This window comes from Amycolatopsis sp. NPDC039088 (genome assembly GCF_055598845.1).
In genome coordinates this window covers 149451-163024 of record NZ_JBVKAE010000019.1, presented here as the reverse complement: position 1 = coordinate 163024, position 13574 = coordinate 149451, and the positions used below count along the sequence as shown (strand labels likewise).

The window sequence follows — 13574 nt, the reverse complement described above, 5'->3', positions numbered from 1 at the left end:
CGCCCGCGAAGACGCTAGGAGACCCAAACGGGTGAGTCAAGTCCGGACGCGAAGAGTAGTCACGTATTGCGGTGACTCCCTGACCAGAGGGTTGTCGACCTGGTGAGTCCACCACGTGGACCAGGGCACCAGCCAAGTGACTCACCAGTAGGTCACCTGGCGGTTTACCGCAGGCAGCGGCTTGATCGACGCTCTTCGGACTCGATCGAGTCACCGCTCGTCACGTTCGCTCCGCCGTGAAAAAGTCGTCGAAAACTACTGGCCGTGACGTCGCTCACGCTTTCGGACCAGCGCTCCACATACCGTTCGGTTTGCGAACGACATCACCGCGGAGGAACGCCGTCGTAACGCCCTTCGCACCACGAAATCGAGAATCGCGGACACTTATCGCCACCGATTCGGCGAAATGATCTTCGTTCGCCTCGCCGAGCTCGTCATCGAGGAGTGCGTCGACCTTCCCGGAGGCGTCCCGGAGCATCCGGACACTCGCCCAGCACAGGGTCGCCACCCCGCAGATCAGGATCGCGACGAGCACTGTCTCGACGGGGTAACGCGCGCCGAATTCGTTCAGCAGGAAACCGGAAGCGATCCCGAACAGGGCGACGAGGACGTAGTTGAGCGACACGAATCCCTCCTTCTCCCGGCGCCGTGGCCCGCGCCTCGCCCTTAAGACGCGCGACGCGGGTTTCCCTTACGCCACAGGGAAAGGATCTACGTCACACGCGCGGCGAGAGCGAATATCGAGATTAACAGCGGATTCACGAAAGATCCCCCGTTCTCCCCCGGAGGGGCGATGCGATCACCTTTTTGCCACCGATTCCCGAATGACATTCACTGTTTCAGCTCCGGAGCTCCCGAAGCGTCGTGACGGCGCGCAGCACCTCGCCGTAGGTGGTGTAGAGCGGCGCGAGCCCGAACCGCAGCACGTTGGGCGGGCGGAAGTCCCCGATCACCCCGCGCTCGATCAAGGCGGCCATGGTCTTGGCCGCGTCGTCGTCTACGACCGAGATCTGATGACCGCGATCGTTCCCGCGCGGGGTCAGGATGGTCGCGCCGTCGAGGAGTTCGTCCGCGCACCGGAAGAAGAAGTCGCCGAGCGCGAGGCCCTTCTCCCGCAGCAGAGCGCGATCCACGCCATCCCAGACGTCGAGGGCGGCGTCCAGCGCGAGCAGCGAAAGGATGTCGGGAGTGCCTGACCGGCCACGCTCGACCCCGGCGTGCGCCTCGTACGCGCCGCGCATCGCGAACGGGTCGCGATCGCCTGCCCAGCCCGCCAGCGGCTGCTCGAACCGGTCCAGCCACTTCGTTGCCACGTAGAGGAAAGCGGGCGCGCCAGGCCCACCGTTGAGGAATTTGTAGGTACAGCCGACGGCGAGGTCGACGCCCGCCGCGTCCAGTTCGACCGGGAGCGCGCCGACGCTGTGGCAAAGGTCCCAGAGCGCCAGCGTCCCGGCGCGGTGCAGCGCCTCGGTCAGCGCGGGCAGGTCGTGGGCGCGTCCGGTGACGTAGTCGACGTGGTTGATCAACGCGACGGCGGTCCGTTCGCTCACCTCGGACGGCATGTCCTCGGCGACGACCCGGCGTACCGTCCGCCCGGTCAGCCTGGCGACCTCGTCGGCGATGTAACCGTCGGTCGGGAAGGTGTCCGCGTCGACGAGGATCTCGTCGCGGCCGGGGTTGAGCCGAGTCGCGGCGACCAGCGCCTTGAACAGGTTCACGCTCGTCGAATCCGCCACGACGACCTGCCCCGGCGCGGCCCCCACCAGCGGCGCGATCCGCTCGCCGACCCGCACCGGCGCCTCCCACCAGCCCTCCGACCAGGACCGGATCAGCCGTCCGCCCCATTCCTCGCGGACGACCGCGGCGACCCGCTCCGCCACGTGCTTCGGCGGCGCGCCCAGCGAGTTCCCGTCGAAGTAGGCGATCTCCGGGTCGAGGTCGAAGGCGTTCCGTACCGGCGCCAAGGGATCGGCCGCGTCCAGCGCCGCGGCCTCGGCTACGAAGTCAGTCACGGCGGTAATCGTCGGCGAGGGTGTGCCAGAAGTCCAGCTCGTAGGCCTGGAACAGCCGCGTGTGCGTCCGAGCGTCCTTTTCGGACAGTCGACCGGCGTCGAGCGCGGCCTGCACGGCCTTGACGGCCAGCTCCTCGAGCTCCGGTGACGGCGCGCCGAAGAAGTCGAAGAAGGCGCACGCCTCGTCGTCGAAGCCGTACCGCTCCCGCATCGCGGCGGCGAACGCCGGATACGCCTGGCATCCCGCGCGTGGCTCGAAATCGGGCGATTCCTCCGCGAGCGCGGGCAACTTGCCAAGCGCGAGCCCTTCACCCGAGGCCAGCGTCGCGAAGAACTCCCGTGCGCCCTGCTCCTGCGAGCGCGACGCGAGCATGAGGAAGCTGCGCCAATCACTGCGGACGATCCGGTATTCTCCTCGGCGATCGCGGCGAAGACCTCCCGCGCCGCCTTCCCCGGCCCACCAACGGGACGAGCCGGTTGTCGTCGTCGTGTGGTGCGAGTTCCGCCTGCACCGCGTCGATCAGCTCACGTGCCGAACCGGTCATGGTCGATGCTCTCCTTCGTTCGGAACTGACGCGGTGAAAACGGAAAAGGTGGACATTTCGCAGGCCGCAACCGTGGCCGCGATTCTCTATCCACCACTGCCGACAGCGCTTACAGTGTGCCTGATCAGGCAGCATCGAGGAGGCCAGCGTTGACCACCCAGCCGACCGTCGCCGAGCAGATCGAAGGCCAGACCATCCCCGCCCTGCTTCACCGCAACGCCGAGGAGTTCGGTGAACTGCCGGCGGTCACGTCACTCGACATCGAGGGCAAGCCGACCCTGAACTGGCGTGAATTCCGCACCGCCATCGCCGAGGTGTCACGCGGCCTCGCCGGGCTCGGTCTCGGCGCCCGCGACCGGATGCTGATCATGGCGCCGAGCAGTCCCGAGCACCTGATCGCCGACCTCGCCGCGGCCCATCTCGGCGCCATCCCCTGTACCGCGTACGCGACGCTCAGCCCGGAACAGATCGGGTTCGTCGCCCGGCACAGCGCCGCCGGCGTCGTCGTGCTCGCCGGCGCCGACGAACTCGGCCGCTGGTCACAGGTCCTCGACGACCTGCCCGCGCTGCGGCACGTCGTCGTACTCGACGCGTCCGTGATTCCCCAGGACGACAAGAGGTTCCTGTCCTTCGCCGACCTGCGCGCGGCGGGCGCCGAACAACACGCGGCCGATCCGGCGGCGTTCGAGACGGCGTGGTCCGCGATCACCCCGGACGATCCGCTGTCGATGATCTACACCTCCGGCACCACCGGCGACCCGAAAGGTGTCGTGCTGTCCCACCGCAACGCCATCTACCAGGCCGTCGCGGTCCAGCGGCTGCACGATTCGCCGATGCACGCCACGAACATCGCGTACCTGCCGCTCGCGCACATCGCCGAACGCGAACTGTCGATCTACATGCCGATCGTGTGGGCCGGGCACGTGCACACCGTCGGCGACCCGAGCGCCGTCGTCGGCGCGCTCGGCCAAGTGCATCCGAAGAGCTTCTTCGGTGTCCCGCGCGTCTGGGAAAAAATGGCGGCGGGACTGAAGAACCTGCTCGGCTCGGTGCCCGAGGACAAACGCGCCGCACTGCTCGGCGCCAACGAACTGCTTCAGCAGGGCTACAAACTGCGCAGTGACAGCAAGGAGGTGCCGCCGGAACTGGCAGAGAAGATCGCGCAGGCCGACGCCGCCGCGCTCGCGCCGGTGCGGGCCATGCTCGGCCTGGACCAGATCGAAGTCGCCTCCAGCGGTGCCGCCGCGCTACCGGTGGAGATCCTGTACTTCATCGCCGGGCTCGGCGTCGAGATCCAGGAGGTCTGGGGGCTGTCCGAGACCACCGGCGCGGTCACCTCCAACACGCCGTCGGCGTTCAAGGCCGGTTCGGTCGGCCGCCCGCTGGAAGGCATCGAGGTGAAGGTCGCCGAAGACGGCGAACTCCTCGTCCGCGGCGCGATCGTCTTCCTCGGCTACCTGCAGCAGGACGGCTCCATCAAACCGGACGTCGACGCCGACGGCTGGCTCGCCACCGGCGACATCGGCACGATCGACGAACGCGGCTTCGTCACGATCACCGACCGCAAGAAGGAACTGATCATCACCTCGAGCGGCAAGAACATCGCCCCGACGAAAATCGAGGGCCTGCTCAAGGAACACCCGCTGATCGGACAGGCCGTCGCGATCGGCGACGACCGGCCCTACGTCACCGCGCTGATCGTCGTCGACGACGAGATCGCACCGGGCTGGGCGACCGCGAACGGCATCCAGCTCACCGAAGGCGAATCGCTCGCCGACAACGCGCAGGTGCTCGCGGAGATCGAGAAGGCCGTCGAGTCGGCGAACTCGCGGCTGGCGCGGATCGAGCAGATCAAGCGCTACCACGTGATCCCGAAGGCGTGGACGCCGGAAACCGGCGAGTTGACGCCGACACTGAAACTGAAGCGGCGCATCATCAACGACCGGTACGGGCCCGCGATCGCCGATCTCTACGCCGCCGCCGCTCCGGAACCCGCTCCCGCCGCCGGTTCCTGACGCCCGAGGCCGCCATGAAAGGTCCTTTCCTTGCGAAATTTCGCAAGGAAAGGACCTTTCATGGCACGCGACGCGCCCCGTACTCGACTCTTGCGACCAGCTCGGCGCATCCGCGGGAAGGCTTTGTAGCGAAGGTGCCTACGCGCGCTACGCGTCTTGTAAGTTTGGTGCTCCACGTAGTTTCGGTGCCACAGTAGTCTGAATATGCGATAGCACAGGTGTTCGAGCACGGGTATCGTTGAGGTCGTGGCCAGCGAAAACAGTCCTGAGGCGGTGCGCTCCGAGTGGTGGCGTGTCGATACGGCGACGCTGCATGCCCGCAAGCAGGAAATCGAGGTTCTGAAGCGTCAGTTGGAGGCGGAGCAGTACGCGATCCTGGCGGAAATCAATTCCCGCGGTGTTCGTGGATGCAGTGGTCATTCCACTCTGGCTGCGCTGATCTTCGAGGACTTTCATGTGACGGACAAGGAAGCCGGAGTCCGCGCGGACCGGGTTCTGGCCCTGCATCCTGGGCCATCTATCGGTGGAGATCCTGAGCCGCCGTTGGCGCCGTTGACGGCCGAAGCCGCGGCGGAGGGTGCGATCGGCGGCGGCCAGATCGACGCGATCATCCGTACCCTGGCCCGGATCCCGTCCACGGTTTCGGAAGAGGACGTGCGGGGCGGGGAGAAAATCCTCGTCGACCTGGCCCGGGGTGCTGGCCCACGGCAGATCACCCGCGCCGGACGACGCCTCTTGGACAAGCTCGACCCTGATGGCAAAGAACCCCGCAACGAGGACCCGAAAGACACCCGGCCGGAGTTACGGTTCGTCAAGCACCGTGACGGCACCCTCGGCCTCAAAGCCAGACTCGACCTGGAAACGTATGCGCGGTTGAAGTCCGACCTCGACCCGATGGCCAAACCCCACAAAGCCATCGACGGAGTCCGGGACTCCCGCACCCAGGACGAACGCTACGGCGACGCCTTCACCGACTACGTCCGGCTGAAGACCACCAGCCGGAATCTCCCCGGCCAAGCCGGGGAAGCCACCCACATCCTCGTCACCATGTCGTATGAGGACCTGATCCGGGACCTCGGTGAAGCGCATCTGGATCTGGTCGGGCCGATCAGCGCGACCGACGCCCGCATCCTCGCCTGCGATGCCCGCGTCCGGCCCGGCGTTTTGGGCACCGCGGGCGAACCACTGGACATCGGCCGATCCAAACGGACAGTGTCACTGGCCCAGAAGTATGCGTTGACCATCCGCGACGGCGGCTGCGCCTTCCCCGGCTGCGACATGCCCGTACCCCGCTGCACCGCACACCACATCGTCTTCTGGCGACACCACGGCGAAACGAAGATCGACAATCTCGTGCTCCTCTGCACGAAGCATCACCGGCTGATCCACCACAGCGAATGGAAAGTCCAGATCGCCCAAGACGGACTACCCGAATTCACCCCACCCACCTACCTCGACCCCACAGGCCAACCCAGACGCAACACCATGCACCTCAGGACATAGACCGACTGGGAAAGGACGGGCATGCCTTCACCAGCGGCGCCTTCCCAGCAGCGGGCCGGGTGCTGTGAAGGCCTCCCGTCCCGAAAAGGGTCGCCACCACGGCGCCCCCGCTGCTAACTTGCCGCCGTGGATCTCTTCTCCCGCTCTTGGGCGGCGCTCCTCGCCGCCGTCGCCGAAACCCCCGACGAAGACTTCGCCAAACCGTCCGGCTGCGCCGGGTGGCTGGTCCAGGACCTGGTGTGTCACCTGGTGATCGACGCACAGGACGTCCTGATCACCCTCGCCACCCCTGCCGAAACCGAGCCGACGCGCAACGCCGTCACCTACTGGGAGCTGTCCGACAAACCGCCGACCGGCGAAGACGAACTCGACACGCTGATCGTCCGTCTCGCGGCCGCCTACCAAGAACCGCGGCTACTCAAGTTCCACCTCGACGACGTCGGTTCCGCCGCCGGCCGGGCCGCCGACCTCGCCGACCCGGGCATGCGGGTCGCCACCCGGGACATCGTCCTGTCCGCGGGCGACTTCCTTTCCGCGTACGTCGTCGAGTGGACGCTGCACCACCTCGACCTCGTCGCGCACCTGCCGCACCTCAAGGGCCCCGCCGACGACAGCCTCGCCAAGACGCGGCAGATCCTGGAGCAGCGCACCGGGGAGAAGTTCCCCGGCTCCTTCTCCGACACGGACGCGCTGCTGATCGGCACCGGACGTCGGCAGCCGACCGACGCGGAGAAGGCCGCACTCGGCGACCTGGCCGCGAAGCTTCCGTTCGTCGTCGGCTAGGCCGTGTCCTAGGCGGTCCGGGTCGACTCCGTCCACTTGCGCAACCGGGGCGGGACACGTTTTTCGAGGCCGTAGTTCTCCAAGTGCGCGCTGAAGACCTCGTCGAAGGCGCGCTGCACGGTCTCGGTGTCCCACACCGGGCGCTCGAGGATGGGTTCCTTCAGGTACGGCTGCCCCATCACGTGCAGCTGCGGCCCGTTGCAGCGGATCATCTGCCCGGTGATCCCCTCGGATCCGGCGCCGAGCAGGAAAAGCACCACCGGCGCGATCCGCGACGGCGTCCGGTCCGGCGGGCACGCCCGCAGTGACCGTTCGGACTTCCACACCATCCGGGTGTGCGCGAGCGGGCAGACCGCGTTCACGCGGATCCCGCTTTCCTCCAGGTCGAGCGCCCAGGAATAGGTCAGCGAGGCGACGGCGCCCTTGCTGGCGGCGTACACGCCGAGCTTGCGCTGGCCGAGCGACGCGCCGGACGAGATGTTGACGATGGAGCCCGGCGTGCCACGCGCGACCATCGCCTTGATCGCGGCGAGGCCGGTGTACATGACGCCGAGGACGTTCACCTCGACCAGTTCGCGGGCCTGCTCGACGTCGTCCTCCCACGGGAGCGCCTCGTAGTTCAGGCCGGCGTTGTTGACCAGCCCGTCGATGGCTCCGAACTCGGCAAGGCAGAGGTCGACGATCTCCTGCGCCTGCTTCGGATCCGCGACGCTGTGCCCGCTGGCGACCGCCCGGCCACCGAACCGGCGGATGTTCTCCGCCGTGCGCTCGGCCAGCTCGGCGTCGACATCGTTGACCACGACGGCTCCGCCCGCCCTCGCCACGTGCACCGCGAACGCCTCGCCGAGCCCCCGCCCCGCCCCGGTCACGACGACGGCCTTGTCGTCGAGCAAACCGTTCATGGCCCTCACCCCTTAGTACCCGGCCGGCCTCAGCATTCAGACCGGTCTCCCCTCAGTGTTGGCCCATTCAGCCCAACCGGAACGCGGGCGGCGGCGAGCGGCGCCCCGGCTGCGCCGAGCGAGTGCGGGGCGATCAGCGCGCAGATACCCGCGCACGAGTCAGACCGACGTCACTCGCCCATCAGATGGCGTAGCTCGATCGGCCCAACAGGGGAAGGATTCACCGGTCTTCTGTTCGTCTCCCTGTAGCCGGAGGCATACTGAACGTTGTTCGGCGGGCCCTCCGCAGTGACTCCCTCGTCCGCCACGTAACAGGGCAGGCAAGAATGCGAGGGAGTCAAGTTCACCCGATCGGGGGGAGGTGGTCACGCAGTGAGGACGAACGCGGCGCCGCGGATGACCGCCGCCCTGGCGAACCGCGAGTTCCGCGCACTCTGGCTCGCCGAGGTGCAGTCCCTGATCGGGGACCAGCTCACCATCGTCGCGCTGGCGATCCTCGTCTACGACCGCACCGGCTCCGCGCTGCTCTCGGCGGTGGTCTACTCCCTGACCTTCCTGCCCGCGCTGGCGGGCGGTCTCGGCCTCTCCCAGCTGGCCGACCGCTATCCGAGGCGCACCGTTCTCGTCGTCTCTTCCCTGATCCAGGGGGTGCTGCTCGCGACCATGGCGATCCCCGGCACCCCACTCGCCCTGTTGTGCGGGCTGGTGGTGCTCGCGCGGCTCGCGAACGCGCCCGGCAACGCGGCGCAGAACGCGCTGACCCGCGAGGTGTTCACCGACGACGCCCTCTATCTCAAGAGCCAGGACATCCGCGGGATCTCGACCAACACCGCCATGCTGCTCGGGCTGGCGGGCGGCGGTCTGCTGGTGTCGCAGGTGGGGGTGAGCTGGGCACTGGCGCTGGACGCGGCGACGTTCCTGCTGAGCGCGGCCGTCGTCCGGTTCGCCGTCTCCCGGCGGGCGGCCGCGTCCGACGGCACCGGAAGCTGGTTCGGCGCGGTGAAGCAGGTCTTCGGCAACCGTCACCTGCGGGTGCTGGTCTGGTTCTCGTGGCTGGTCGGCCTCGCCGTCATCCCCGAAGGACTGGCCGCACCGCTCGCCGCGGAGATGGGCGTGGGAAAACAGGCCGTCGGCTGGCTGCTGGCCGCCGATCCGCTGGGTTTCGTCATCGGCGCGTTCCTGCTGTCGCGGTTCGTCTCCGCGGAACAACGGCGGAAGCTGCTCGGTGTGCTGGCGGCACTGCCGATGGTCGCCCTGATCGCCTTCGCGCTCAAGCCCGGCCTGATTCCGGCGTTGCTGCTGCTGGCGGCGGCGGGTGCGGCGGGGGCGTACCTGATCACGGTGAGCGCCACGTTCATCACCTGGGTCCCGAACGAGCTTCGGGGCGGTGCGGGCGGGGTGTACCGCACGGGGTTGCGGGTGGCTCAGGGAATAGGGGCGGGACTCGGCGGGCTCGCCGCCGATCGGCTCGGGGCCGCGACCTCGGCCATCGCACTGGCAGGCGTGGTCGGCCTGCTGCTGGCCGTCCTGGTCGCGCTCAGCTGGGGGCACATCAACGGAACCAGTCCGGAACCGCTGCTGTCATGAGGAATCCACACTGGACGACCCCTGGGGCGGCACGGCCGCCCGGCGGGTTCGTACTCGGAAATCTCGACGGGACACTGCTGGGGCACCTCGGTCTAAAACAATCATCCGACCTGAAACGGCTCTGGATCAGAAGTCACGGCTCGACACGGTCACTCACCTCCGGCACACCTCGCTGCGAACTAATACCTTGTCCGGGCTCAGAAGTCACGACTGGACACTATCGGTCACCCCTTCCACACCGCGTCTTGAAAAACATTCAGCGAGCAAGATCAGAAATCACGGGACACGATTGCCACCTCCGGTCCGTGTTCGCGGGCAAGGCGAGTCAGGGGCACACGGCCGTGGCCGCCCTTGCCGGTGTCGAACAACTGATGCGATGGGATGATACCGGCCGTGGAATACGAACGGTGTATCAGTCGGTACCGGTGAGATTACTCAGCCGTGCCAACCGCGCGGAAAAGAGGTAGCAATTGCCAGCCGAGACCGGCGATCGCCGCCAGCACGGCGACGGTGCCGGCGACCTTGACGATGTGGCGGCGACCGCCGCCGCCGAGAGCGCTGTCCCGGTGACCGAACGCGGGCGGACAAGCCCGGAAGGTGACCAGGCCGAACCGCCTCGACGTCATCCCTACGACCCCAGGGCGTGGGCGCTGTGGCAGCGGCCGAAACGCTTCATCGCGTTCCTTTTCGCCATGGAGGCGATCGGAATCGCGATCATGGTCCTCGCGACGATGAATGCGACGGCGCCGGGAAAAACCGACTGGGTTCGATTCGCGATTCTCGCCGTCGGCGCCACGGCACATATTCAGCTGACCCAGCGGCAAGAGGAAAGGCGCCGCGACCGCAGCCATACCGTTCTCATCGACCTCACCGCCGTATGGACATTTCCGGCCGCGGTGATCCTGCCGCTTTCACTGACGCTTTCCATCATCGCACTCGTCCGGATCCAGCATTGGTTCATCGCCCGGCGGCCGGCGCACAACTTCGTGTTCTCCTCGGTCACCCACGGCGTTTCGGTGACACTGGCGTCGCTCACGTTCGCCGCGTTCGGCCCGCATGAATGGGGACGGATTTCCGGCTGGGGCACCCTCGGCGAATTCGGTGTCCTGATCATCACCGGAATGGTCTTCGAGGCGGTGCAGATCGCCTACATCGGCGGCATCCTCACGCTCGGCTCGCCGAAGCGGCCGTCGGTGTCGACCGTACTGGGCAATGCGGCGGACAACCTGCTGGAGGCCATCACGATCGGCCTCGGGGCGGTCACCGCGGTACTGCTGTTGATCATGCCACCGATGGTGATCGTGATGGCCGTGGTGACGGTGGTGTTCAATCGCCTCGCCGAGATCGACCAACTGCAAAACGACGCGCGGACGGACCCGAAAACCGGTGTTCTCAACATGCGCGGATGGTCGGAGTCGGCCGATCGGGCACTCGGAAGGACTGCCCGATCGGACGACAACCTTGCCCTTCTGATGATTGATCTCGACCACTTCAAGTGGATTAACGACACATATGGGCATCCCGCGGGCGACGACGTCCTCCGCGACGTGGCGCGGAAATTGGACGAGGTCACCCGGCCCGCCGACGTCATCGGCCGGTTCGGCGGCGAGGAATTCCTGGTCCTTCTGCCGGATATCGACGAAACAGCCGCGAAACTCGCCGCCGAGCGAGTGCGCAGCGCTATCGCCGAACTGCATATAGTGACTACCGACAAACGAGGCAGCCGCGTCACCATCTCGGGCCGTACCACCTCGATCGGGGCGGCCCTGTTCCCTCGTCACGGTGAATCTTTGGAGGAACTGCTCCACGCCGCCGACGCCGCCGTCTACGTGGCCAAGGAGAACGGCCGGAACCAGGTGCGGTTCGCCCAGGATGTGGAACGACCCGCTCCTTCGGGAGACCACACCACGCATTTAGAGGACTAAACGCGGCCGGTGCCCGCCCGTGCTCAGGGACGCCGGGGGGTGAACCCGGGGGTTATCCGGATGTCGGCCCCGATCGGCGGATGGCACCCTGGACGGCATGCCAGCGACAGCCGACGCCGACGCTCGTCCTGCCAGGATCCGGCGGCCATGGTCGACGTCCGGCTGGTTGCTGCTGGTCACGGTGCTGGTGTTCGGGTTCGGCCTGATCGCGTCGCGGCCTGCCTCGCCGCCGGTCCAGGGGCCCCCGCCGGGCGACATCCTCGCCGCGCAGAACGCCGTCGACGCCCTGGTGCGCCCGGGCCCGGTCGAGGACGCCATCGCGAAGCTGCCCGCCGACTTCACCGCGGTCAGCGGGATCACCCCCAGTGTGATGACGGCGCGGGACGGCACCGTGCGCGCCGTCCACACCGACGGCGGCTGCTCGGCACCGTGGGGCGACGACAACACCAAATGGGACTACGCCGTCCCCTGCAAGGCCCACGACCTCGGCTACGACATCCTCCGCTACGCCGAACGGAAGGGGCACCCGCTCGGCCAGGAGGCGAGGACCGCGCTCGACGACCGGCTCTCGGCCGACATGCACCACACCTGCGTGCTCAACCCGATGGACTCGGGCGGCACCTGCGAGGTCGTCGCCTCCCTCTATACCGCCGGTCTGGTGCTCAACTCCTGGCACCAGCGCTGGGGACCGCCGGTCGGCGATCCACTCGGCCCGATGGTCGTCGGGGTGCTGGTGATCGGCGCGCTGCTGGTGTTCCGTCTCCGCGGCTGGGTCCGCACCCGCCGGACCGCCGTCACGCTCCCCCGCGAACCGCGTCCGGTGACCCCGGTCGGCCGATGGGCCCTGCTCGGTGTCGCCGGGGTCGTGCTGATGCTGCTCGGCGAATCCGCGGTCGCGCTCGTGCATTGGACGGGCGTGCCGGAGCGGTCGTTGTGGCCGTTCACCTGGCTCGCTCAGCTCTGTCCGCTGATCTTCTTCGCGGTGGGCCGGATCAACGAAGCGGGCTGGCGCTCGATCCGCGCGACCGGCGGCCGCTATTCGCAGTACCTCGCCGACCGCGCGAGCCCGTTGCTGCGCCCGGCGCTGATCTTCGCCGTCGTCGCGCTGGTCGTCCCGCTCGCGCTGGAGGTGCTGGGGATCCCGACGGGCACGAACGCCACCGTCATGCGGATCGCGCTGCACCCGCTCTGGCTGCTCGGCGTCTTCCTGCTGACCGTCGTCCTCGCGCCGGCCCTGCTGTCGCTGTACCGCCGGACGCGAACCGCCTCCGTCGCCGGGCTGCTGGCCTTGACCCTGGCGAGCGAGGCCGCGGCGCAGTGGTCGGGCTCGGCCATCCCGCGCTACGCGGAGACGTTGTTCCTCGCGCTGTTCGTCCAGCAGCTCGCGTTCGCCCACGCCGACGGCGTCCGGCCGCCGCGCGGCGTCCTCCTGGCGGCGGCGTTCACCGGTGCCGCCGGGCTGGGCCTCGCGATCGCCGTCCGCGGCGAAGGGGTGATGCTGCTCGGCGGCCCCGGCGCCCCGGCCGCGCTGTCGGGTGCGCCGTGGGGTGTGCTCCTGCTCGGTCTCGTCCAGCTCGCGCTGCTCGGACTCCTCGCGCGGCCACTGGCCGGGCTCGGCGCACGTCCGGCGGTCGCCGCCACCGCCCGCCTCATCCTCCGCGCTCCGATGAGCCTCTACCTCGGCTTCCTGTCCGCGATGCTGCTGCTCGTGGCCGTCGTCTACCTGCCGGATCCGTTCGTGGACGGCCTCAGCTGGCTGGCCAGGCCGAGGGTCCTGCTCGCGCTCGCACTGCTCGCCGTCCCCGCCGTACTGGTCTTCTGGTGGTTCGAAAGGCACTGGAACACTCAACCGCATGGCCCGCGACAGCGGGCGGTCGACGAGCCGGGCCTGCGCGCCGCGGTGTTCTGCCGCGCCGCGGCGACGGTCGGGATGGCGTACGCGATGCTCGGCGTCTTCGGCTTCGCACTGGCCCGCTTCGGTGGCGCCTCCGCCGACGCCGACCTCCTGGGGTTACGGCTCGGGCCGGTGCAGAGCCTGGTCAATCTGCTCCTCGGCGTCTACCTCCTGCACACCGTGCGCAACGGGACGAGCCGGATGACCGGGACGTGGCTGGTCTGCGCGGTCGCGTGCGCGCCGCCTTTGATGGGCGCTCTCGACGGGAAGCAGGTGAGCGCCGCGGCGGTCGCGCTGCCCGTCGCGACGATCGTCGTCGCGATGCTCGCCGCCGCCGCCAGCCTGGTCCCGGCACGCGCCGCCCGCCGCGTCCTCCCCTGAGTCCGTCGCGAGTCACACGGCGCTGAC

At 68.2% G+C, this 13574-nt stretch carries 11 protein-coding genes; 6 read left to right on the top strand and 5 right to left on the bottom strand.

The window, feature by feature from the left end; all coding sequences use genetic code 11:
• Nucleotides 1-274: 274 nt before the first annotated feature.
• The 4 genes from ACZ7KI_RS24460 to ACZ7KI_RS24445 all read right to left on the bottom strand — a co-directional run bounded on the left by ACZ7KI_RS24460 (nucleotide 275) and on the right by ACZ7KI_RS24445 (nucleotide 2557).
• Nucleotides 275-625: a hypothetical protein gene (locus ACZ7KI_RS24460; RefSeq protein WP_470275413.1), complete on the bottom strand. Its 351-nt coding sequence runs from the start codon at nucleotides 623-625 to the stop codon at nucleotides 275-277.
• Nucleotides 626-839: 214 nt separating this feature from the next.
• Nucleotides 840-2021 (bottom strand): kynureninase, encoded by a 1182-nt coding sequence (locus ACZ7KI_RS24455; RefSeq protein ID WP_470275430.1) that lies wholly within the window; start codon nucleotides 2019-2021, stop codon nucleotides 840-842.
• Nucleotides 2005-2385, bottom strand: a complete 381-nt coding sequence (locus ACZ7KI_RS24450) for a hypothetical protein (protein ID WP_470275431.1) — start codon at nucleotides 2383-2385, stop codon at nucleotides 2005-2007. Before ACZ7KI_RS24450 ends, ACZ7KI_RS24455 begins: the two co-directional genes overlap by 17 nt.
• Before the next feature lie 16 nt (nucleotides 2386-2401).
• Nucleotides 2402-2557 carry a hypothetical protein gene (locus tag ACZ7KI_RS24445; RefSeq protein WP_470275412.1) on the bottom strand — a complete coding sequence of 52 codons (156 nt, stop codon included), beginning with the start codon at nucleotides 2555-2557 and terminating at the stop codon, nucleotides 2402-2404.
• Nucleotides 2558-2706: 149 nt separating this feature from the next.
• Between ACZ7KI_RS24445 and ACZ7KI_RS24440 the strand changes: the two genes are divergently transcribed.
• The 3 genes from ACZ7KI_RS24440 (at nucleotide 2707) to ACZ7KI_RS24430 (ending at nucleotide 6858) form a co-directional block, all read left to right on the top strand.
• On the top strand, nucleotides 2707-4572 hold the full coding sequence (locus ACZ7KI_RS24440; RefSeq protein WP_470275411.1) for an AMP-dependent synthetase/ligase: 1866 nt from the start codon (nucleotides 2707-2709) through the stop codon (nucleotides 4570-4572).
• Between the two features lie 246 nt (nucleotides 4573-4818).
• Nucleotides 4819-6075: an HNH endonuclease signature motif containing protein gene (locus ACZ7KI_RS24435; protein ID WP_470275410.1), complete on the top strand. Its 1257-nt coding sequence runs from the start codon at nucleotides 4819-4821 to the stop codon at nucleotides 6073-6075.
• Between the two features lie 126 nt (nucleotides 6076-6201).
• Nucleotides 6202-6858, top strand: coding sequence for a maleylpyruvate isomerase N-terminal domain-containing protein (locus tag ACZ7KI_RS24430; protein ID WP_470275409.1), 657 nt, complete (start codon nucleotides 6202-6204; stop codon nucleotides 6856-6858).
• A gap of 8 nt (nucleotides 6859-6866) precedes the next feature.
• Here ACZ7KI_RS24430 and ACZ7KI_RS24425 read toward each other — a convergent pair whose 3' ends face one another.
• The gene (locus ACZ7KI_RS24425) at nucleotides 6867-7760 is read right to left on the bottom strand and encodes an SDR family NAD(P)-dependent oxidoreductase (RefSeq protein ID WP_470275408.1); all 894 of its coding nucleotides are present in this window, start codon (nucleotides 7758-7760) and stop codon (nucleotides 6867-6869) included.
• Nucleotides 7761-8132: 372 nt separating this feature from the next.
• On the opposite strand from ACZ7KI_RS24425, the gene ACZ7KI_RS24420 reads away from it, so the two are divergent.
• From ACZ7KI_RS24420 to ACZ7KI_RS24410, 3 genes are all read left to right on the top strand, one after another.
• A complete protein-coding gene (locus tag ACZ7KI_RS24420; RefSeq protein WP_470275407.1) occupies nucleotides 8133-9347 on the top strand; it encodes an MFS transporter in 1215 nt (404 codons plus the stop codon).
• Nucleotides 9348-9817: 470 nt separating this feature from the next.
• On the top strand, nucleotides 9818-11272 hold the full coding sequence (locus ACZ7KI_RS24415) for a GGDEF domain-containing protein (protein WP_470275406.1): 1455 nt from the start codon (nucleotides 9818-9820) through the stop codon (nucleotides 11270-11272).
• A 97-nt stretch (nucleotides 11273-11369) separates the two neighbouring features.
• Entirely contained in the window at nucleotides 11370-13547 is a 2178-nt protein-coding gene (locus tag ACZ7KI_RS24410) for a phospholipase A2 (RefSeq protein ID WP_470275405.1), read from the top strand.
• Nucleotides 13548-13574 lie beyond the last annotated feature (27 nt).